A 22,626-nucleotide genomic window follows, 5' to 3' on the forward strand; every position below is an offset into this window, starting at 1 on the left:
AACGGCCGGATGCCTTTAAACCGCGGATCGGAGCTCAAACCGCGCCCCCCTGCCTTCCTGTTTATATCCATGTTCATTTCCCCCTTTTTCCTTCGGTGTGCCTGTACTCCCGGATTCCCGCCACGCCTGCCTTTGCGGCCGATATTTCGCGGGATGTACACAAAATCAGGCCCGGCGAGGTTCCGGGAATGCATTTCGTTCCAACCCATTTTCATTCCAACCCGTTTTCATTCCAGCCTGTTTTCATTCCAGCCTGTTTTCATTCCAGCCTGTTTTCATTCCAGCCTGTTTTCATTCCAGCCTGTTTTCATTCCAGCCTGTTTTCAGATAAAATTCCCAACAAAAAAGAGCCCGTCTGTCCCGGCTCCCCTGTGTTTTCGCGCAATCCGTGCTTTTTGCCTGTTATATGATATGCCCCTGATCCTTTTTTAAACGGATCCCAAGCATCAGTGTCCTCTCCTTCCCAAGGAGGCGGATGTCTGCGACCGCATACCGTTTGTGAAGGACCGCCCGGATTTTTCCCCCGCCTGCCTGCCCGGATTTTGCGGGCTTCCCGTCTGTCTGTTCTGTTCCTTTTATTTCGTTTATTTCTTCTATTTCCTTTTTCAATTCTGTGAAATCTTTCAGCTCGGTAAGCGGCCCTTTTCCAAAGGTCACTGTGCCGTCTTCCTCCACCGACGCTTCGGTGAGCCTCACCACCCACCTCTGCCCTGCCTCCCGGTTCTCCGGATTCCCGCGGCTTCCCTGCTTTCCCTTCCCCTCTTTTTCGTTCCCCATCCCGCAAAGCCGCTCCAGGAGCCGCCGTTCCTCTTCCTCCACGGCTGTAAATTCAAACGCGCCGTTTCCAAGGATTTTTGAAAATTTCGGCACCTGCTTTAACCCCTGGAATATGCGCCCCGGATCGTCTGTTTCCATAAATACATACCCCGGGAAGAGCGGGCATACCTTAAGCCGCCACGTCCCTCCCAGCCGTTTCAGCCATTCCGCCCGGATCACGAAACAATCCCGGTAACCTTTTCCTGCCAGAACCGCATGGATCCCTGCTACCAGCTCCTCCTCTTTCCCGGTTGTCGTCTGAATCACATACCACATCGTATCCTCCTGTGTCACAGCCAGTATGGCGATTGCCTGAATGGCCTGGTTGGCGTTTCTTTCCGCCGGGGAGCTTTTTTTATGCCCTGCCCCAGCGTATATTATCTCCGGCCTCTTTACAGACACCTTTACATAAAAAAACGCAGGCTCCGCCATCCCCGCAGAATTTCTGTCCCCAGGGCCGCCGCCTTTTTGGATTCCGGCAGATTTTTCCTTCCCAGGGCGTATTTTATCCCATGGGCAGTCCCCGGCACCGGGCCGGCCTGCCCCCCGGATCGTTGCCTCCACGGGAATCAGCCATGCTTAAGTACATAAACCCGCCGACTATCCAAAAATCCATATGCAGATACAGCCAGCCTGCATGCCTCCATAGCTGTACAGCCTGTCTTATACCGTTGTGTCTGTATTGTATTGTTATACTTCGGTTATATCTCCCGGGCCCTTTTCCCCGTCACACGGAAAGCGCTTCTTCGTCCAGCCCGATCCCGGCCCAGATAACCGCCTTCCGGCGCGCCAGCGAAACCTCGATCTGCGCAAACCTGCGGTGCCAGTCGAGCCGCAGGAGACGCTTTTCCCGCCCCTTTAAGGGGCCCCGCGTGATACAGTCCCTCCCGGCCTCCCGATCCCGGTAGCCGTACGATACGGGAAGGACATGCCGCGCCCCGCAGAGTTCGCGCAGGGAGGCTTCCTCCTCCTCATAAACCGGAATCATATACCCCGGTTCCGCCAATATGTGGAAGACTTCCCGGTACTGATCCAGCTCTTCCAGCAACATGTCCGGCCTGGCGCTCTGCAAAAAGACGTAGCCGGGGAACATGTCCCGTTCCACCCGCCTCCACGCCCCGTCCGAACGCCAGAAGCGCTCGCAGCGGAATACAAAGGCATCTTCCAGCGCCTCATGGGATAACTGCCTGCGGCAGGCGTCGAGCATCCGCTCTTCCCGCCCGCGCCGGCATTCCAGCACATACCACATAGAAACCTCCCGGATTTCGTAGAATAACGTAATCTACGAAAGGGAACTGTGTCAAAATTTGTACAATTATCTGATTTATTTTTTGATAAGTATTAATTAAGAAATTCACAAAGAATATTTATAGAATTTTAAAACATTTTTGAGAGAAACTGCTATTGAAATCAGGGGAAAACCGTAGTATAATGAATGATATTTCTTAGATTACGTTATTCTACGAAGCGCCTGTGATATGGTTTGCTGTATTTATTCCCATATTTCGGAACTGTGCATAAAAGACAGCCGTTCATGTTATCGAAACTGTTATCAGAAAATCCAGACCTACAAATCTTCTAACATAAGTCCGATTTCATTATCTTTTAAAATCCCGGACGATCATATAAGCCATTCAAAAGATTCCGGCAGATATAATGCCGCATCTTCTTTTACCTCTATCAGACGCATCACCCTGTCCATTTCGGGGCCAAATGCAGCGCCATCCGCGATCACAAGAATACTTTCATTTTGATTCGTATTCAGACAGTGAAATATATTCGATTTCCCATTTGCCGCATCACATTTCAGATGATGCTCCTTACATACAGAAGCGAAAAACTGATAACCTGAGTTGCTGTCTTCTGTAAGTATCCTGTCTGGTTTTATTTCACGCTTCGCTCATCAGTCCCGTAAATCCTGTAAAATTCACGGTAACTCTGTCTCAGCGTCCCGTATTTTCCGGAAGTCCGGATCCCATATATCTCATCCACACTATAGGGCAGCGAAGGGAGGCTTTCCCTGGATATAATCACATAATAATCATCGGTTTTCTGAATCTCCCTGGCAAAATCATCGGATCGGACAAACTCATTTCCCTCATCAATAAACACGATACTGTCCCGCATGCCGGACAACTGCTCCCTCCACAACGCAGAGCCCACAAGCCCTTATAAATACTGGATTCTTTGATGTTTCCAGAGGGCAAAAATCTACCATGGAGCAAAGTTCAAAGACACAAAATTAATTACACACTCACAGCTCTTCTAAAATATTTAGATTGTTGATCCAGCCAGGCAGAGCGTTCTGACTTATGACATGGAGCAGGCCGCTGCGCCGGTCATTTATTCCTTTGCCGATACAGTCAAAGCAACTGTTTTTGATGATCTGGCAATTAATTTTTCCAAACTGAAATAGCAAAGCCTTACATTCGCTTCAACAATCACCATAAAACTATAAATAAATATCCGGATCATAAGAGGAGAGCCGCCTCTCCCCTTATTTTACACAAATCCCCCTCGGGTACAGCATTGCGTAAATGACGGTAAATTCAGCGCCCTTTATTTATGAAACACTGTACTGGAGCGTATTTGAAACATGCCCTAAACCATATACCTCTTCACCTCATCCACTGACCATTTCCGCTGAACGCTCTGCCTGTAGCTTCCTTCCGCCTCCGTCATCCAGTGCCTCAACTGCGCCTTCTTATAAAATTCCGGCTCCTCCTTCATCCGCTCCCCAAGCATAGCCTTTACCGCCTCATATCCACGCGCTCCGCTCCCCGCTATCCTGGAGCATGCGAGCCCCAATACACGGGCAAGCCCTCCAAACTCCGCATCCTCAAAATCCGGCTGACACCACAGCTCAACCAGTTGAAACACCTCCTCCCACAATTCCTCCTTCCGGATCGCCGCAATGCCGTTCAAAAGCCCGTTGCCTGTCAAATCCTTTTCGATTCTCCGCCTCTCTTCCAGCATTTCGCGGTAAGCCCTCAATCCCCGCTTATCCTGCAATTGGATCAGGTATTTATAACAAACCTCCCTGGCGTCCTCCTTCCTCTGCGCATACTCCCAGAGCAAATCCGCAAGCCCCTCCGGCTCATACTCCGCTGTCTTGGAAACCGTATCCACAAACAGCCTGCCGTCCAGGAAGGGAAGGATCGCCTGGCACGTTTCCTCCGCCCCAATAACCCGATAAAAATATTCAATTGCCCTTCTCCTCACCCATTCCGACCGCGAATCATCCACCGCAATTTCCCGTATGCGCTCCGCGCATTCACGGATCCTGAACTCCTTGCAATACCGCAGGTGCAGGCTCAGGTCATCCCCTTTCAGCGCATGATGGAGCATGTTCTCCCGCACAAGAACGATTAACTCCTCTTTGGTAAAATACCGTTCCAGCAGCGTCCGTATCCGCTCTTCCTCCAGAAACCATGCGCAGGCCAGTATCCCTTCCGCCCTTTGTTTCTCCATTGGGAAATCAAATGCCCACGCAAAATAGAGAATCCTCTGCGCCCGCCGCTCCGTGATCCGGCGCGTCTCATCCGTCTCCCATCTGACTGCCCGGGAAAGATCCACATCGGTTATATTTCTGTCAAAATACGCCCTGGCCGCCGCCCCGATCGCAGCGGGAACATCCGTTTTTTCATTTTCATGCGCATAAAGCCAGTCGAGCAGCAGATATCCCTGAACATCCTCCCACTCCCGCTCCACGCACATTTTCCACTCCTGCACCGTCCCCGCGCCGCTGCGGCGTACATAGTCAAACCGTATATCCATTAAATCATATCGGTTCTGATCCTCCTCAATATGTCCTTCCTCCAGATCCTTCTCCGTCAGATCTTCCTTCCCGTATAAACCGATCAGCTCGTCCAGCAGAGAAAGGTACATCTCCTTACACGTGATCGCGCTCTGATACTTCGCTTTTCCCTGCCTTAAAAGCGCATTATAATCAATCCATGGCCTGTCCTCTAGCTGAATGCCCGTCTTTTCACTGTATAATGCCCTCAGCTCGCGAAACACCTCATTGTCCCTGCCCATAAAATACAGGCATTCCCTTATCTGCGCATCCTCCAGCCCCCCGTTTTTATACCGTTCAAGCGCCCATCCGGCGGCCGCGCCATCCATCAGCCGCCTTATGTAAATCCAGGAGCGCCGGCCCTCTGCGATACGCTTCAGTTCATACTCACATAACGCGGCCCTCTGCCCCGCAGACGAAAAATAATTTAAAACCACATCCTCCAGCTTGTGCAGGCCGCGGGAAGAGACTGCCTCATAAAACGCTGCCAGCAGGTTCCATTCATCGCCTGTAAACCGCTCCTCCCTGTCCGTAAATCCTGAAAAAATATGTTCCACCACCTGATCTATGTGATAGATATGGAAATACTCCCTGTGCTCTGTCAATACCCGGAGGATCTCCAGGGACGCGGACGGTTCCTCCACCTCCATCAGCGCATAGTGAAGCTCAAATGATTCATTCCCCAATCTCCCTTTACCGCCGCAGACATATCCCAGCCCGCCGGTCAAAAAACCGATATACGCATCCGCCTTTCCCATGACCTGTATGCTTCGGTACAATGCATAGCGGACCTCCGCGGAATCCGTATCCTGAAAAATGGCCATCAACGTTTCCAGCCCGTCCTCCCCCATCAAATCCAGTTCCAGAAGCGCAAGGATCGCGCGCTCATGCGCATACGCCTCTTCCTGCGGGCTGCGGCATACCTCCATCAGCGTATCCCGCGCCTCGTCATCCCGTCCGAACAGATTCGGGCAGTAGCTCAGCGCAAGAATCGCATTCTGCATTGCGATGACATCCGCGGGGTTCCTGATTTCCTCAAGAAACATCCCGATTTCCAGATAATTCACGCCAAACCGCATCAAGTCTCCGGGCCTGTAGCGCTGCATGGTGATCCATTCATAACCGCTCTTTAGCCGCTCCCACTCCCTGCGCAGGATCTTAGAACGCCTGGAGGCCGGAATCCGGTTTATGTCCACATCCAAAAATAAGGTAAAATCCTCTTCCAGGAGCCATTCCCCGATCTCTGTATGATCCGTCAAAAGTAAATAGGACAGCACATGATGCCAGTTCCCGCAAATCCCCAGCTCCGGACAGCCCGCTGATACAAGCTTTTTCACCTCGCCGGCCGGGCGCTGCGAAAGATACTCCGCCGCAAGGTATTCAGCGAAATTATTATGGGTAAACTGCCAGCCGCCCTCCTGCAGCTTCCAAATCCCGCTGTAGCTTAAAAGCTTCCGATCCTTCTCATCAGGAATAAGCGCCCGGTAATCCTTCTCCGGCAGACAGCGGCAGTCCATCGCATGCATCGCCGCCGCTATCCTTTCGAGCCCGGAAAACAGGGTGAATTTCTGTTCCGACAGATCCCCGGCCATTGTCATCCGAAATTTTTTTGAATCCTCAGCAAACTTATGTTCTATCAATTCCCGCATCAACTGATTCCGGTCCGGCAGGCTCCCTTTTTCCTGATACATCACGCACAGCTCCGTCAGGTAAAACGGGATCCGCAGCAGCTCCCTCAGATGATGTTGATCGATCTCATCTAAAAAAATCCCGTCATCGATCCCGCATTCCCTGACAAAGGCAATGGCATCCTCAAATCCGAGAGGTTCCATCCATACCGTTTCAAAAAAATCCCCTAACATACCCTGGCGGTAAAAATGATTTCTCGCCGATACCAGAAACCTCGCCTTTGGCCTCTGCTCATGGTAAACGGTCAACTGCTTTAAAAAGTTTTGTCTGTTCCCGCCTGAAATCTCATCAAACCCGTCGATCAGAAAAAACAGCTCCTGCTCTTCTTCAATGAAGCATCCCTGTTTTTCAGCCAGTTTTTCGATCGTTTCGTCCATATATGTTTTTAATGTCAGCAAAACCGGCCTCGGCAGAGCGGGATCCGCGCCAAAGCGCGCGGCGACCCACAAAAGCTCCGTAGACTTCCCGTTTCCGGCTTCCCCCAATAGGACGACAAACGGATGGTTCCGGCAAATGTCCGCCAACTGAAAACCATCCGCGCGCCCGCCTTCCCCGGCCAGCGGTTTTTCGAGGCTCTGGCAGTAACGTCTGATATGCGGAACGGGATATGCGTAATGTTTCTCTGAAAAAGCGGTTTTTCTGCCCTGGGCCATGCGCTCCGTTCCGGCATTGTGCGCTTCATTTGCCTGCCGGATGTCCTGTCTTATCTCATTCAGGCCAAACCTCAGCGCCAAATCCATCTGCCCGTTTAACGTATCCCGAATCGTATCCGCCAATAACTGGTACAATTCCCTCACAACCGACTTGTCCATGGAGCCAAGCCGCCGCCCCGTCTCTGCCGCTGCTCTTTCCGTATCGCACACAAGCCTGTCCATCACGCGTTCCGGAGAAAGAGCGGTATCCTTGCTGACATCGCCTGTGATCGATTCCATGATCGCATTCAACGGATTCTGGTACTTCAGGAAATTGCAGAACCAGTCTGAATCTAAAAAGAGGTATTCCTCATGGCGCTTCATGAACGAATCCAGCTTCAAATTCAGTTCATGCCCCAGTTCGTCCATCACCTCCTGCCGGGCATTCCTGTTCTTCTCCAGGGGGCTCTTTGCCGTAAACCGATCCCATCCGCCGCGCCCGGCATCATAGATTGCTGAGGAAATCAGGCTCATCATGATATTAAACGCTTCTTGTCCAAAGCTCATCTTGTTTTCTCCTCCATTCCATCAACGCCTACTTTTGGGCTTAATGTACTCTCGAAATCTCGCTGTGCCTGATTTTGTGAATACATCTAAAAAAAATCACCACCTTTTAGTTAGTGGCGAAATTCTTCCTTGTTTTTATAAAGTTTCCGGCTCTGGTACGGCTTCCTCAAATAGATGCATCAAATCATGGTTTGCACCTATATTTGTGACTTCAAAATGGTTCAAGCAGGCAGAAAGCCATGACAGTTCCCTGCTCATTTCCCGGATCAAGTCAAAAATCTCCAAATCCGTCGTCTTATATTTGGAATGATAACCTGAATACTGCTCATGCGAAAAGTCCTTTCCAAGAAGGTAATCCCGTATCTTTCCATATGCGCCGTTTGGATTGGTTTCTGAAAAATGCTCCTTTAAATCCTTTACCCGAAGGTCAAAGTACAATGCTTTATAATGTTTTGCTTCTCTCTTTGCCATTATGCCACACTTAATCTCTTTGTATAATGGTACAGGACATCTTCTACAACATAATCATCTTCATTTTCCCCGTCATCGCTGTTGTACCACATCCATTTTGTCACATAATCCATAAACCATGCTTTTTCCCGCAAAGATGTAATAATACTGCCAAAAGCCCCATAATCTTTTGGGTTCCCATTGCCAGTAAAGCACATCGTTCCGTCAGCGCCCCGCAACTGGTTCAGTTCATATCTGGAAAAAGCCTGCCCCAATGCCTGATAGATGCTCTCAACACGGTATTTCTTTTCCTCACGTATCTTTTCTTCATCCATTTTTATTTCTAATTTCAGCAAAAAAGCCTCCTTCCAGAAACGATTCCACTTTCCTGTGCTTTTATTCTATCTGACCTCATTGAAAAAATCTGCTTCTCTCTCACAATCACAGAGCGCCCCGCCGCAGCGGGCGGCGCACAGGAAGCAAACTCCCCATACGCCCGCCCACCCGCGGGAAAAGCCATAAACGATCGCTCCTTACACCGGATAAGCCTTATTCAGCCGATCCGCCTTTCCGAGATCGATCCCCGTCCTCTGCGCCTGGCGGTACTCGAAGAATTCCTTCGCCACCTGCGGGAACAGGGCATAGGACAGCACATCCTCATCCTGCTGCTTCCACTGGGACATCTCCGCCTCCAGCTTCTGAAGCTGCGGCTCGATCAGATCCGCCGGACGGCAGGTGATCGGCGTCGCGTTCCCGATCGCCTTTTTCTGCACCTCGGGATCAAAGGGCTTAACGGTCTGCCCGAATTCGCCCATCAGGAGCTTTTTGGACTCCTTGGTAAACATCTTATACCGCTGTCCCATGAGAACGTTCAGCACGGCCTGCGTGCCAACGATCTGGGAGGACGGGGTAACTAACGGCGGCTCGCCGAAATCCTTGCGGACTCTCGGGATCTCGCGCAGCACATCGTAATACTTATCCTCCGCGTGCGCCTCCTTGAGCTGGGAAACCAGGTTGGACAGCATGCCGCCCGGCACCTGGTAGCGCAGCGTGTTGATATCCACGCCCAGCACCTTGGTATTCATGAGGCCGCTCTTTAACGCCTCCTCGCGCAGGGGACGGAAATAGTCGGCGATCTCAGCCAGGACGTCCTTATCCAGACCCGTGTCAAACGGCGTTCCGCTGAACGTCTCCGCCATCACCTCTGTCGCCGGCTGGCTGGTGCCAAGGGCAAAGGGGGACATGGCGGTATCGATGATATCGCAGCCCGCCTCCACGGCCTTTAAATACGTCATGGAACCCACGCCGGAGGTGTAGTGCGTATGGATGTCAATCGGAAGCTTCACGGAAGCCTTAAGCGCCTCCACCAGCTCCTGCGCGTGATACGGGGTCAGAAGGCCGGCCATATCCTTGATACATAAGGAATCCGCGCCCATCTCCTCGATCTTCTTCGCAATATCCTTCCAGTAATCCAGCGTATACGCATCGCCCAGCGTATAGCTTAATGCTATCTGTGCGTGGCCTTTCTCCTTATTCGCCGCCTTCACCGCTGTCTGTAAATTGCGGATATCGTTCAGGCAGTCAAAAATACGGATGATGTCAATGCCGTTCGCGATGGATTTCTGGACAAAATACTCCACCACATCGTCCGCATAGTGGTTATATCCCAGAATATTCTGGCCGCGGAACAGCATCTGCAGCTTTGTATTCTTAAAGCCGGCCCTCAGCTTTCTCAGCCTCTCCCACGGATCTTCCTTTAAGAAACGCAGGGAAGCGTCAAACGTAGCGCCGCCCCAGCACTCCACCGCATAATACCCGGCCTTATCCATCTTGTCAATGATCGGCAGCATCTGATCCGTTGTCATCCTTGTCGCGATTAAGGACTGATGGGCGTCGCGCAGGACGGTTTCCACAATCTTAACCGGCTTTTTCTCTATATTTGCCATTCTAACATAACCTCCTGATATTTTGAAGTAAAACGTTTATTTCACGCCGAAAATCGCCATGAAGGTTCCGGCCGCCACAGCCGTGCCAATCACGCCGGCCACGTTCGGGCCCATGGCATGCATCAGCAGGAAGTTGGTCGGATCCGCCTGCGCGCCCACCTTCTGGGATACGCGGGCCGCCATGGGAACCGCCGACACGCCGGCAGAGCCGATAAGCGGGTTCACCTTGCCATGGGTCGCCACACACATCATCTTTCCAAAGACCACGCCCATCGCTGTCCCAAGGCCAAACGCAACCAGGCCGAGGATGACGATCTTAATCGTATCCCAGTTTAAGAATGCCTCTGCGCTGGTGGTCGCGCCCACAGACGTACCCAGCAGGATAACCACAATGTACATCAGGGCATTGGAAGCCGTCTCTGTGAGCTGCTTTACCACGCCTGACTCGCGGAACAGGTTGCCTAACATCAGCATACCCACAAGCGGAGCCGTCGTGGGAAGAATCAGGCAGACCACAATCGTCACAATAATGGGGAACAGGATCTTCTCCAGCTTGGACACCGGACGGAGCTGTTCCATCTTAATCTTGCGCTCTTCCTCTGTGGTGAGCAGCTTCATAATCGGCGGCTGGATAATCGGAACCAGCGCCATATAGGAGTATGCCGCCACCGCGATGGGCCCCATCAGGGTCGTCTGCCCCAGCTTTCCGGCCAGGAAAATGGAGGTCGGGCCGTCCGCGCCGCCGATAATGGAGATTGCCGCCGCCGCCTTATCATTAAATCCCATAAAAATCGCAAAGAAGTACGCGCCATAAATACCGAACTGAGCCGCCGCGCCGAGCAGGAAGCTCTTGGGGTTCGCGATCAGGGGACCGAAGTCTGTCATCGCGCCAACGCCCATGAAAATCAGGGATGGCAGGATACTCCACTCATCCATCAGGTAAAAATAGTGCAGCAGACCGCCAACGCCGTTGGACGAGTCCTCAATCGACCTCATGATATCCGGATAGATATTCACAAGCAGCATGCCGAACGCGATCGGAACCAGCAGAAGCGGCTCAAATTCTTTGTGGATTGCAAGATACAAAAAGATCAGAGCTACTAATATCATCACCAGGTTGCCGAATGTCAGATTTAAAAATGCTGTCTGCTGAAGAAGATTGGCTAAGGTTGTCGTTATATATTCCATATTAATCCCTCCAAACGGAATCCTTTATCCCGTATTCAGCCAGTTTGATTAGTTTAATGTCGCGAGCGTTGCGCCTGGCTCTACCATGTCGCCCACCGCTACATTAATGCTGGCAATGGTTCCGTCCTGAGGCGCCACAATCTCGTTCTCCATCTTCATGGCCTCGAGAATCAGGATCACCTGGCCCCGTTTAACAGCCGCGCCTGCCTGGAGCTTAACGCCCAGAATCTTGCCCGGCATGGGAGCCGTAACCGGTACGGAGCCGGCGGCGGGGGCGGCGGGAGCCGGGGCCGGGGCGGGAGCTGCAGGGGCGGGAGCCGGAGCCGCCGCGGGAGCTGCAGGGGCCGGCGCCGACTTCGGAGCCGGAGCCGCCGCTCTGGGCGCCGGGGCTGCGGATGCCGCGCCTGTAAAGCCTTCCTCAACCGTTACTTCATATGCAGTGCCATTTACAGTAATTGTATAATTTTTCATCTGATTTTCCTCCTGAACTTATTAAGCATTTTTCCATTTTGAACCAGGCCGGCGCCTGATAGAACGAACGACAAGCCCCTCTACGGGAACTCTTGTAGCCGCTGCGATCGCGGCTGTGATAACTGCTACCAGCTCCGTATCGTCTGCTGCATTCTCCTCTTCGCCGGGAAGAGGGATATCCCAGACCGGCTCAGACGGCGCAAGCATATCGGCCGGCTCCGGTTTGATCGCCGCCACAGCCGCCGGGGCGGGGGCAGGTACAGGCGCGGGAGCAGGAACTGCCGCCTGCTTCTTTGCGGCCATGGATGCTTCCCATTTATTGATGTTTTTAAAGCTGCCGATGATCAGGCTGATAAAGATCAGGACCAGGAACACGGTTCCCATGCCCATCAGGGTATTCATGCCGGCCTTTGCCAGCTTCTCTCCCGTCGTAAAATACGGGACAAATAACAGATCCGTCGGCGCCAGCATAGTAGTGGAAGCTATGCCATTCCCAACCAGCTGTTCCTCTGCTGTCAGGGTAAAAGTCAGAGGACGCTTCTCAAACTGGGCTTCCATAGTCACTTCATAGCTGTGCTTATCCAGACGCGTTACTACCGCGTTCTCGGTATCAATCGATACAAGCCCGCCTAATTCCGTCATGGAGCTCTGCCAAGCGGTAAGGGCTGTCTCCATCACCGTGTTCTTCTGCCACTGTGCATCCTCCAGCTTACTCTGCAGCGTTGTTTCATCAAAAGCTGCAAACTCCCTTAAATACTCTTCCGCGCCGCTTATCATCGTATTGGAAACATCCGGCGGGATCGGCTCCGGATTGCCCGAACCCGCGCTGCAGCCGGAAAGAGCCAGGAAGCAGACTGCCATACACAATACAAGCAATGCCTTTTTCATTTTCTGTTTCATATATGCGTCACCTCATCTATTAGACCGTACCATGCTTTTTAGACGGACGTCCCTCTCTCTTTGTGAACAGCATCTCGAACGCCGCGATCACGCGCTTTCTCGTCTCCGCCGCCTCAATAATATCATCCACATAACCCCTCTTTGCAGCCGCCTCGGCCGACGACTGGAGCTTCTCATATTCCGCCGCCTTTTCCGCAATCAGCGCGCCTGCATTCTCCGAAGCGCCAATCTCGTCCGCGTACATGATCTTTACCGCGCTCTGGGCGTCCATCATGCCGATCTTCGCCTGCGGCCACGCATATACAATATCCGCGCCGATGGATTTGCTGTTCATGGTCACATACGCGCTGCCGAACGCCTCGCCGATCACCACCGTCACCTTCGGCACGCCCGCATTCGCAAATGCATACGTAAGACGGCCGGCGGCCTTTGCAATCTTCTTCTCCGTGCAGGCAGACTTCTTATAGCCCTTGACATTCACAAGCGTCAGAACCGGGATGCCAAACGCGTCGCAAAAGCTCACGAAATCCGCCGCCTTCTCGCAGCCCCTTGCGCTTATGACAGCCTCAAGCTCCTTCGCCTCCCCGTCTTCGCCCGGAACCTGCGAGCGGTTGGCGACGCAGCCCACGGTCGTTCCGTTTAAACGGATAAATCCAGTCACCATGGACGGATCGTACTCCTTCTTAAACTCCATGAAGAAGGAATCATCTGAAATCTCCGCCAGCGCTCCGGCCGTATCACCGGCAAAGCCTTCGAGTCCCCCGCAAACGCGGTTTAAATCATCCTGGCACTCGCCGTATGACATATCATCCTCATTGTTGGCCGGGAGAATGGAAACCAGCGCCCGGATCTGCTCCAGGACCTCTTCCTCTGTTCCCGCCGCGTCCACAAGCCCGGCTTCCCCGCTCTGGAACGCCGCGGCGGACGTATCGCACTTGGCCTCATCATTGCCGGCCAGCGCATTCGGCGCGTTTACAAACAGCTTCGCATCCTTTTCCATGAATACGAAATCCGCAATCGCCGAGGAAACGGCCATACCGCCGCCGCAGCCGCCGAAAATTCCGCAGATCTGCGGGATCACACCAGATGCCAGCGTCTGGTTCAGATACATCTGGCCAAACGCGTCCAGAGCGTCCGTCGCCTCCTGCAGACGAAGCCCGGAACAGTCGAGAAGGCCTATCACCGGCGCGCCCATCTTCATGGCCATTTTGTAAATGTTGGAAATCTTCTTTGCATGCATCTCGCCCATGGAACCGCCCATAACCGAGGCATCCTGGCTGTACACATACACAAGGCTGCCTTCAATGGTGCCGTAGCCGGTCACAACACCATCAGCCGCAGTCTCCTGTGCCGTCATGTTAAAGCTGGTGCTTCTCGCCGTAATGTAAGAACCCACTTCAACAAAACTGTTCTCATCAAGCAGAGCTTGTATTCTCTTGCAGGATGATGTCTGTGCTGAATTACTCATTTTGCTGTCCTCCATCTGAAATTATTCGACAACTGCCACTACTGTAAAAATATAGCTGCCGCGGCCGGGCCTGACGGCGGAACTGCGACATATATCTCCAGTAAGTCCAAATTTTGCCTAGTGTAATTGTATAATGGCTTTTCCGAAAATGCAAGCCCTTTTCAGATAAATAAACGCGTTCTTTGCACTTAAAGAAACCTGTTCTTTTCAGCTAAACCATTTATTATACAGCGTAGTATGCCTGCTTTTATCAAATACTATGAGAGAAGTTAAAATGCTGTAACAGTTCCGGTTATCCGGGCTGTTACAAGTACCGCAAAAAACGACGGGCGGAACGCGCGTTCCGCTTAAAAAACAGAAAGGAGGCAGACCATGAGCCCTGTAAGAAAAGAAACCGAACCGCCCTCGGCCTGCGGCTGCGCTCAGACCCTGGCAATGGCGTCCGTCCCAATCCAGCCATATGTAACGCCGGCTGAGCCCGCTATAAGCTTAAAAAGGGGAACCATCTTTGAAAATCTCTGTTTTCCATTTCACATAGGAGGCGACGAGACATGAAGGATCGCACATCACTGTTAAAAGAAATCGACGAGATCAGCTTTACGCTCAATGATCTCACGCTGTACCTGGACACCCATCCGGACTGCCCGGAGGCAATCTCCTACTTTAACGCCATGGCCCCCAGGCGCGCCGCGCTTTTAAAAGAGTACGCAGCGGCCTTCGGCCCTCTGACCATTGACTGCATCCAGCAAAACGGCGGTCTGACAGACCGCTTTGCCTGGACGGACGGGCCGGCCCCGTGGGAAGGGGGAACTCTGTAATGTGGAACTATGAAAAACGCCTGCAGTTTCCGGTGCAGATCAAAACGTGCTGCCCGAAAACGGCTTCGCTCATCATCAGCCAGTTCGGAGGGCCCGACGGAGAGCTCTCAGCCTCCATGCGCTACCTCTCCCAGCGCTACTCCATGCCCTGCAAAAAAATCAGCGGCCTGCTGACCGACATCGGGACTGAGGAGCTGGCCCATATGGAGATCGTCTGCGCCATGATTTACCAGCTAACCAAAAACATGACCACAGAGGATGCCCGCGCCGCCGGCTTTGACGCCTACTACGTGGATCACACAAGCGCCCTCTGGCCCGCCGCGGCGGCAGGCATCCCCTTTAACGCCTGCGAATTCCAGAGCAAGGGGGACGCCATCGCGGATCTCACGGAGGATCTGGCCGCAGAGCAAAAGGCCCGCGTCACCTATGAAAACCTCCTGCGCATCATCACCGATCCCGACGTGCGCGCCCCGCTCACCTTCCTGCGCGCCAGGGAGCTCGTACACTTCCAGCGCTTCGGAGAAGCCCTGGAGCGCTTAAAGACAGACCTGGACTCCAAAAATTTCTACTATTTTAATCCGGAATTTGACAAAGAAATGAAAAAAGCGTAAGGATTCGTAATTATTCAGAATATCTGAACTGTTGCATCCATTTGAAGGTATCTGAACTGCTGCAAACAAGCGCGGTGTCAGCAACAGCCAAAACAGACGCAGACGGTTAATATAAAACACGCCTGCGCCTGTTTTCATCATTAAGGGAGCTTGAACTGCCCGACCAGGTCTTTCAGCATATGCGCCTGGGAGGCCAGCTCCTCGCTGGCAGCGGCAGACTGCTCGCTGGTGGCGGAGTTTGTCTGCACCACGCTCGAAATCTGATCCAGGCCCTTCGTCACCTCTGAGATCGCGCTGGTCTGACGATCTACCGCCTCAGCCACCTTTTCCATATCGCCCACTGCCAATACAGCCAGCTCTGTCGTCTTATGGAGTGAATCCGTGACCTCAGACACAAGCCGGCTGCCGTTTTCAACCGCCTTTATCGAGCTCTCAATCAGCTCCTTGGTCGCCTTCGCCGCGCCGTCCGATTTCGCGGCCAGATTGCGCACCTCGTCAGCCACCACCGCAAAACCTTTACCTGCGCTGCCGGCCCTGGCCGCCTCCACCGCAGCGTTCAGCGCCAGAATATTGGTCTGGAACGCAATGTCCTCAATGGTGGCAATAATCTGCCCAATCTGCCGGGATGACTGCGTGATCTCCTGCATCGCAAGGTCCATCTGCTCCATCTGCCCATTGCTGCGCTCCACCTGCTGTCCGGCCAGCTCCGCGTGAGCTCTCGACTCCTGCGTAATGGAGGCCGTCTGTTTGGAGTCATCCGCAATCTCAATCACATTCGCAGTCAGCTCCTGCACTGAGCTGGCCTGCTCTGTCGCGCCCTGCGCAAGGGCCTGCGCGCCGTCCGACACCTGCGAGGCCCCGGCCGAAATCTGTTCCGCGCTCATATGGATCTGCCGCAGCGCGTTGCTTAAACGCTCCTTAATCCGGCGGATCGAAACGAGAAGAGGGTTAAAATCCCCGACATACAGTTCGCCCGCCTGTGAATCCACCACAAAATTCCCGTCTCCCATGTTGTCCAGGACGTAATCGATATCCTTTAAAATCGTGCTGAGCGCATTCACAATCACATTAGTGGACGCAACCAGATCGCCCACCTCATCCTTTCTCGAAAATGAGGGAACCGGCGTCTCCAGATCGCCCTCGGACAGCAGGCGCAGCCGATCCGCGCACGCCTTGACCGGCGCCCCAATCCCGATCGCCAGACGCGCCGCAATCCCGGAGGCGGCAACCGAGGACACAAGAAGCAGCGCAACTGTGATAATGATTCCCAGAACCGCCGTACCGGTAAAATCCGAAATCGGCGCATTAATGGCAATACTCCAGCCATTCGTGTGTGAAATCGGCGCATAGGCGACAAACTTTGTCACGCCGCCGTATGTATACTGCCCGAATCCCGACGCGCCGGAAATCATTTTCGACTCGATCGCCGCCAGCCCGGCCAGGGACGCATCCGTCCTGGCCTCCTCGATCGTATTCTCCTTATTCCGGACATTCTCCAGGTTCTCATGCGCGATCGTCGTTCCCGTTGCGTCCACCATATAGGCAGAACCGCCCTTGCTGATCTGCAGCGTGCTGATGATATCGTTGAGGAATGTCTCCTTCGGCACAAAATAAACGACTCCCGCGATCGTCCCGCCCACATTTCCGTCCTTCCAGACCGGGGCGGACACAATAATCGTCACCTTCCCGGTCACTGACGAGATCAGCGGCTCGGACACATATGTCTCCCCTTTCACGGACGCCTTAAAATAAGCGCGATCGCCGTAATACTCTCCGTCTATCAGGCTTACCCCGCTCGTGTCCAGCAGATTGTACCTCTGAAACCCGTAGGTATCCACCTTCTGCTGCAGCAGATCCTGCTTACCCTCAAGCGATAAATCCCGGCTCGACAGACGCGCGATGCTGCCCGTCTCCCCTGCGATATTCCTGTAAGCCTGAAGCTCATAGGAAACACGATCCGCGGCGACCAGCGCCGTCTGCTTCATACTGTCCTCCAGAGTGGACTTCGTGCCGTTGTAGCTTAAAAAACACGAAACGCCTCCCACCAGCGCCAGTGAAATCACTACCGTCAGAATCATGGATACCAGTATTTTTGCTTTGATGCTTTTCATTCGCTTTCCCCCTCCTGCAGCCCGCAGCGGCAGTCCTTTGCCTTGCCGGGGGCTGACAATTGATACTGGCTGATTTGCTTCCATGGGGTAATTATAGCACATTTTCGGGAAAAAGGGGATTTTTTCTTGCGGACGCATTTAGAAGGAACGGGGCGCAAAGGAAAGTGAGGGGGCCGCCAGCGTCAGGTTCTATATCCATAAGCAACCCCGCTTCCGCTCGAAAAGATCTCGTTAAGCGCCGGCAGTTTCCTACGGGTTCCTTACTATAGTTACACACTCATTACACATTTTTCTCCATAATATGGAAATTGGGAATCATGTGTAAGTAATACTAAATTCTCATATTTAGCCTGCGATATCAGAAGCCTGTCAAATGGATCATGATGTTTTGGCGCATCGTTCGGTCGTGATAAAGTCTTTAACAGGAAAACATGTCCCGCCTCTATAGATAACCTGGTAAATCCTGTATCCTCACACAGCCGGACAAATTCCTCATCTGATACAGGCATATTTTCCGGCTTGATTATATGCTTGATTGCAACTTCCCATACAGAGGCCATACTATAAAATACTTCATTACTTTCATTTTCGAGAAGTTTTGTCACTTCATCCGACAGCTTTGACGTATCTGCAATGGCCCATAGCGCTATATGCGTATCCAGCAAAATCCTCATGTCTATTTCACCCCAAACATTTCTGCTATCTCATCATTATTCTCATCAATATTATCCGGAATCTTATATTTTCCATTTGCAATCCCCAATGTTCTTTTCCGCCCGGCTGCTGATAAATGCATGGAAAAAGGCATTCCTTGATCCTCCACACTTTGCCTTGCAAATATTCTTACCGCTTCTGCAAAAGATGTCCCCAGTTGTTTATACAATAATTCAACCTGTTCCTTTAACTCTGAATCCATTCTTACTTGCAGGGTTGCCTCTTTAGACATAACAAACGCCTCCTTTTTTGTAATACAATTGTACAACAACCGTATTATATTTTCAATTGTATTATCGTACTTAATATCTCCACTATTATTCATAGTGTTACTGTTCACGGCTGCGCCGTTCACAGCAACATGATGCACACAAAATGGGCAGCGGCTCCCTTTCCCCTCCCGGCAACTGGTACGGATTTTCGTCTATGATACCACTGGCGCATAGTTTTCCACTCGTAAAGACAGAAATGGAGCCCTGATGGATCCCATCTGACAAATAACGCAGAATGAATTTTCAGCCTGCACGGCGGAGGAATGAGGCGATGCCGAAGGCATCGTCGATTGAAGCCAACGCAGCAGATGGAAATTCAGGCAAGTTATCTGTCTTAAAATGAAGGTGTCAGCACACCAGTTAAGAGAGAACTGGTTATGTCTGATATATTAAAGAAATCCGAAAAAGGCAGCGTAATATATCCCGTATATTACGCTGCCTGTCATTTTTCTATATACTTTGCACAGCAGACCTCCCTGCCACGCTGTGAAACGCTGTTCCTTGTTCGAGGTTTATCAGTTACGGCTCCTGTTCAGAAGGCGCAGGATGTAAAGGAACAGATTGATGAAATCCAGATACAGCTCCAGCGCGGAGAAAACCGCGGCTTTTTCGAGAAGCTCCGGATTTCCGGAAAAGGTCATGTAGTTTTCGCGGATCTTGGATGTATCGTACGCCGTGAAGCCCAGGAAAACGACGATTCCCAGATAGCAGAAAGCTGTCTCCAGGCCGCTCAGATCCATGAACATGGAAACAAGGCCAAAGATAATCAGGAGGAACAGGCCGCCGATTAAAACAGGACGGATGCCGCTGATATCCAGCTTAAAGATCATGCTGACGGCTGCCATCACTCCGAAGAATACAGACGTAGCGGCAAATACCAGCACCATGCCCACAACTCCGAAAATCAGGAAATACGCGGAAAACACCACGCCGTTCAACGCGGAATAGAACAGGAACATGCCCCTGGCCGCGCCCACGGAGATCTTGTTTGCCCTGGCGGACATAACAATCACCGTCAAAAGCTCCAGCCCTGTCAGGATAAAGAGCATATAGGGAATCTCAAATACATAAAAAACAGCTCCCGTCGCATAGCCGCCCATCGCGATCCCAAAGGTCAGCATAAGTCCTGCAAACATCCACAGATACGTCTTGGCAACATAGGAACCCAGCGTCTGCTGCCCATACGCCCCAGCCCCATAGGACTGATTCATCGGCTCATAATCCATACCAATCAACCTCTCTTTCTTCAGATTATGTGCAATATTGCTGCAGCCCAGCCCTGAGGCTGAGCGGTAACACTATGTTATGACTTCAATAAATAGATTACCACAATCGCCGGGAAATGTCTATCCTTTTCGCCGAATCTTTTATTTGTGAGGCTGTTCCCTACCCCCGTCTCCTCCTCTTCCGCTTCCACGGCAGCCTCACCGAAAACCGCTTCAGCGAACTGAACCAGAAATAATACACATTAAACAGCGCCGTCGTCGTCGCCCACGACATGGGGTAGCTGATGATGATCGTTGACATCGCCGGCCGGAACGGCACTACTGCCACTACCCACAGAATCCGCAGCACGCACACGCCCATGGCGGTTATAATCATGGGAATCCAGCAGTCCCCCACGCCGCGCAGCGCGCCGGAATAAATCTCGATACAGACATAGAGGATGAATGCCGGCGCCAGGAAATGCAGGATCTCCATTCCCCTTGCGAGCACTGCCGCATCGTTTGTAAACAGCCGGTAGATCCCGCCTCCCCATGTATAGAGGACGGCGCTTAAGCCAATGGTTATCAAAGCCGACAGCCCCAGGCACTCCAGCACGCCGCGCCGGACGCGGTCCATTCTGCCCGCGCCGTAGTTCTGGCCCACAAAGGTGGTGATGGAAATGCCCAGCGCGCTTAAAACCATCCAGTACACGCTGTCAATCTTGCTGTACGCGCTCCACGCGGCGATCGTATCCGTACCCAGCGCGTTGACGCTTCTCTGGATGATGATATTGGAAACTGAGTACATCACGGACTGCAGCCCGGCCGGGAAGCCGATCTGGACGATACGCTTTACCATAAAGGGGTTAAGCCGCATGTTCCTTAAAATCAGCTTGTAGGACTTGTCCGCCCTCATGAGCGCCGCGCTCACCAGGACAGCGCTTACGATCTGCGAGCCGACCGTGGCCAGGGCCGCTCCGCGCACGCCCATGTTAAGGACTACCACAAAGGCGAGATCGAGCATGATGTTTGTGAAGCAGCTCGCAATCAGGTAGTAGAGCGGCCGCCTGGAATCCCCGATCGCCCGGAGGATTCCGGAGCCCATGTTGTAAATGAGGTTTGTGATAACGCCAAAAAAGTATATCTGCATATACGCCATGGAGTCTTCCATGATATCTTCCGGATTTCCCATGGCGGTCAGGATCGGGCGTGCAAAGAGCACCCCGCCCGCGGTCATAACCAGGCCGCAGACAAGGGAAAAGGCCATGGCCGTATGCACGGCCTCGCTGACTCTTTTTTCGTTCTGAGCCCCGAAAAACTGGGAGATGATCACAGTAGCGCCGGAGGAAAGCCCCACGAAAAAACCCACCATCAGGTTGATGATCATCGCGGTGCTTCCCCCCACGGCCGCCAGGGCCTCCTTGCCCACGTAACGGCCTACAATCACGGCGTCCGCCGTATTATAAAGCTGCTGAAAAAACGTCCCAAACAGAATGGGAAAGAAAAACAGCAGAAGCTGCTTCCATATCACGCCCTCTGTGATGGCGGCGGCGCGCCTCCTTGCCGCCTTCGCATCCCCAGAGGAAACCTGGCTCTTCATCGAAACCGTTCCTCGCTTTTCCTTTGTTATAAGTTATACCGTTCAGCCATTCAGCTCTGCAATCCGCGTGATGCCCACATAGATATGGGAAATCCGGTACCAGGTGGCAAAGTCAACCACTCCTGTCTCGGGAAGCCCGAAGACAGACTGGAACATCCGCACCGCCCGCGCTGTGGCCGGCCCGTAAATTCCGTCCGCCGCAATCTGCGGAAGCGCCGTGTACACAGTGGCAATGGCGTTAAGCTGTTCCTGGAGCTGGCGCACCTTGCTCCCGCTCGCGCCGATCGTTAAGTTGGTCCCCGGGAATGAGGCCGGAATCCCGGATATCATTTCCGCGGTATTGATATACATGTTGTTTCCGTAAAATTCCCGGATGATCTCAATCGGGCTGTAGCCCTGCTCGCCGAGCGAGCACGAGCCCCACTGCGTCATCCAGCCCGGGCAGCTCACCATCCGGCCGTCGCAGTATTGGGTGAGGATCGGCTGCCTGACGCCGGGCCTTGATAAATAGCTGTCGAAAATGTCGTCCACCACATTGGAAATCGTGTTAAAAATATCGCGGCCGTAGATCCATTTGTGATCATACGCCGTGGAGGACGTGATTGTAAAATCATAGCCCTGGTTGCGGTACCACTCCGTGTAAACGCGGTTTAAGGTAAAGGACATAATAGCCAGCACGTTCGCCACGATCGTGGCCTGGGGCCAGGTGGCGTAGATCTCGCTGGAGGCCACATTTTTAATGTAATCGCGGTAGGGGACGTAATAGTTCTTTGCCGAGGCGTCAGAAGGCGCGCCGTCGTGGACCACGATCGTCTGCGGGACCACCACGCGGCTCAGCACAATCTCCCCGCTCTCTGTGACAGGTTTGATCTCATCCTCCGCAATCTTGGGCGGGTAAGAGCCGTACAGCGTGTGATCCGGAATATAGATCGAGTCCTCTGCCCCCTGCGCCTCTGAAAGGGGAATCATCCGGATCGGCTGGATGGCCGTAACGCCGGCCAGAACCTCTGTCCCGTCCACATTCACGGGTTCAAAGCCCGGCGCGGTCACATTTACGCGGTACTCCGAATACGGCCGCGTCTCATTTTCCTTTTCAAGGCTGAGCGCCGCCGGCGGGGCTGAAACGGTCAGGACATCCGTCTGCCCTGACTGGTTCGTCGTGACGATCTCCTCCGGCTTTTCATCGCTCTCATATGTGATCGCCACCTTTGCGCCCGAAATCGGGAAGTTATTTTCAATATTGACCACATTAATCTGCAGGAATCCGCGCTCTGCGGCCGCCGCTTCACAGATATGGACCTTCCCCGGCCCGCGCCTGTGCGTCTTTAAATCAGGCATCCTCTGGTAACCTCTCATAATCCGATGGTTACTT

General features: G+C 52.8%; 20 protein-coding genes. 3 read left to right on the forward strand and 17 right to left on the reverse strand.

Features of this window, described 5'->3' with window-relative positions:
* Positions 1 to 402 precede the first annotated feature (402 nt).
* The 11 genes from NFS31_RS11835 to NFS31_RS11885 all read right to left on the reverse strand — a co-directional run bounded on the left by NFS31_RS11835 (position 403) and on the right by NFS31_RS11885 (position 13,923).
* Positions 403 to 1,092, reverse strand: coding sequence for a transcription termination/antitermination NusG family protein (locus NFS31_RS11835; protein ID WP_251495201.1), 690 nt, complete (start codon positions 1,090 to 1,092; stop codon positions 403 to 405).
* 451 nt (positions 1,093 to 1,543) lie between these two features.
* Positions 1,544 to 2,065, reverse strand: coding sequence for a transcription termination/antitermination NusG family protein (locus tag NFS31_RS11840; protein ID WP_251495203.1), 522 nt, complete (start codon positions 2,063 to 2,065; stop codon positions 1,544 to 1,546).
* Between the two features lie 635 nt (positions 2,066 to 2,700).
* Complete coding sequence (locus NFS31_RS27085) at positions 2,701 to 2,952, reverse strand: hypothetical protein (protein ID WP_331482601.1); 252 nt, start codon at positions 2,950 to 2,952, stop codon at positions 2,701 to 2,703.
* Between the two features lie 465 nt (positions 2,953 to 3,417).
* Positions 3,418 to 7,500 (reverse strand): NACHT domain-containing protein, encoded by a 4,083-nt coding sequence (locus NFS31_RS11850; RefSeq protein WP_251495205.1) that lies wholly within the window; start codon positions 7,498 to 7,500, stop codon positions 3,418 to 3,420.
* Between the two features lie 135 nt (positions 7,501 to 7,635).
* Positions 7,636 to 7,971 (reverse strand): hypothetical protein, encoded by a 336-nt coding sequence (locus tag NFS31_RS11855; protein WP_251495207.1) that lies wholly within the window; start codon positions 7,969 to 7,971, stop codon positions 7,636 to 7,638.
* The gene (locus NFS31_RS11860; protein ID WP_251495208.1) at positions 7,971 to 8,306 is read right to left on the reverse strand and encodes a hypothetical protein; all 336 of its coding nucleotides are present in this window, start codon (positions 8,304 to 8,306) and stop codon (positions 7,971 to 7,973) included. Before NFS31_RS11860 ends, NFS31_RS11855 begins: the two co-directional genes overlap by 1 nt.
* Positions 8,307 to 8,483: 177 nt before the next feature.
* Positions 8,484 to 9,896 carry an oxaloacetate decarboxylase subunit alpha gene (locus NFS31_RS11865; protein ID WP_251495210.1) on the reverse strand — a complete coding sequence of 471 codons (1,413 nt, stop codon included), beginning with the start codon at positions 9,894 to 9,896 and terminating at the stop codon, positions 8,484 to 8,486.
* 36 nt (positions 9,897 to 9,932) lie between these two features.
* A complete protein-coding gene (locus NFS31_RS11870; protein ID WP_251495212.1) occupies positions 9,933 to 11,084 on the reverse strand; it encodes a sodium ion-translocating decarboxylase subunit beta in 1,152 nt (383 codons plus the stop codon).
* Positions 11,085 to 11,132: 48 nt separating this feature from the next.
* Positions 11,133 to 11,555, reverse strand: a complete 423-nt coding sequence (locus tag NFS31_RS11875; protein ID WP_251495215.1) for a biotin/lipoyl-containing protein — start codon at positions 11,553 to 11,555, stop codon at positions 11,133 to 11,135.
* Positions 11,556 to 11,576: 21 nt separating this feature from the next.
* Entirely contained in the window at positions 11,577 to 12,455 is an 879-nt protein-coding gene (locus NFS31_RS11880) for an OadG family protein (RefSeq protein ID WP_251495218.1), read from the reverse strand.
* Between the two features lie 19 nt (positions 12,456 to 12,474).
* Entirely contained in the window at positions 12,475 to 13,923 is a 1,449-nt protein-coding gene (locus NFS31_RS11885) for an acyl-CoA carboxylase subunit beta (RefSeq protein ID WP_251495221.1), read from the reverse strand.
* 372 nt (positions 13,924 to 14,295) lie between these two features.
* Here NFS31_RS11885 and NFS31_RS11890 point away from each other — a divergent pair, with 372 nt between their 5' ends.
* Genes NFS31_RS11890 through NFS31_RS11900 form a run of 3 tightly spaced genes read left to right on the forward strand, consistent with a single transcriptional unit; the run spans position 14,296 to position 15,352 of the window.
* Positions 14,296 to 14,478, forward strand: a complete 183-nt coding sequence (locus NFS31_RS11890) for a spore coat associated protein CotJA (protein ID WP_251495224.1) — start codon at positions 14,296 to 14,298, stop codon at positions 14,476 to 14,478.
* Entirely contained in the window at positions 14,475 to 14,741 is a 267-nt protein-coding gene (locus NFS31_RS11895) for a spore coat protein CotJB (RefSeq protein ID WP_251495227.1), read from the forward strand. Before NFS31_RS11890 ends, NFS31_RS11895 begins: the two co-directional genes overlap by 4 nt.
* Positions 14,741 to 15,352: a manganese catalase family protein gene (locus NFS31_RS11900; protein WP_251495229.1), complete on the forward strand. Its 612-nt coding sequence runs from the start codon at positions 14,741 to 14,743 to the stop codon at positions 15,350 to 15,352. Before NFS31_RS11895 ends, NFS31_RS11900 begins: the two co-directional genes overlap by 1 nt.
* Positions 15,353 to 15,492: 140 nt before the next feature.
* Here the strand turns inward: NFS31_RS11900 and NFS31_RS11905 are convergent, their stop codons facing one another.
* The 6 genes from NFS31_RS11905 to NFS31_RS11930 form a co-directional block, all read right to left on the reverse strand.
* A complete protein-coding gene (locus NFS31_RS11905; protein ID WP_251495232.1) occupies positions 15,493 to 17,463 on the reverse strand; it encodes a methyl-accepting chemotaxis protein in 1,971 nt (656 codons plus the stop codon).
* A gap of 269 nt (positions 17,464 to 17,732) precedes the next feature.
* Positions 17,733 to 18,137 (reverse strand): type II toxin-antitoxin system VapC family toxin, encoded by a 405-nt coding sequence (locus tag NFS31_RS11910; RefSeq protein ID WP_251495235.1) that lies wholly within the window; start codon positions 18,135 to 18,137, stop codon positions 17,733 to 17,735.
* Between the two features lie 2 nt (positions 18,138 to 18,139).
* On the reverse strand, positions 18,140 to 18,409 hold the full coding sequence (locus NFS31_RS11915) for a type II toxin-antitoxin system RelB/DinJ family antitoxin (protein ID WP_251495238.1): 270 nt from the start codon (positions 18,407 to 18,409) through the stop codon (positions 18,140 to 18,142).
* Between the two features lie 555 nt (positions 18,410 to 18,964).
* Positions 18,965 to 19,675 carry a Bax inhibitor-1/YccA family protein gene (locus NFS31_RS11920; RefSeq protein ID WP_251495241.1) on the reverse strand — a complete coding sequence of 237 codons (711 nt, stop codon included), beginning with the start codon at positions 19,673 to 19,675 and terminating at the stop codon, positions 18,965 to 18,967.
* A 160-nt stretch (positions 19,676 to 19,835) separates the two neighbouring features.
* Positions 19,836 to 21,254 carry an MATE family efflux transporter gene (locus NFS31_RS11925; RefSeq protein WP_251495244.1) on the reverse strand — a complete coding sequence of 473 codons (1,419 nt, stop codon included), beginning with the start codon at positions 21,252 to 21,254 and terminating at the stop codon, positions 19,836 to 19,838.
* Between the two features lie 42 nt (positions 21,255 to 21,296).
* Positions 21,297 to 22,592, reverse strand: coding sequence for a peptidoglycan-binding protein (locus tag NFS31_RS11930; protein ID WP_251495246.1), 1,296 nt, complete (start codon positions 22,590 to 22,592; stop codon positions 21,297 to 21,299).
* Positions 22,593 to 22,626 lie beyond the last annotated feature (34 nt).

This window comes from Otoolea muris (genome assembly GCF_943193115.1).
Lineage (GTDB): Bacteria > Bacillota > Clostridia > Lachnospirales > Lachnospiraceae > Otoolea > Otoolea muris.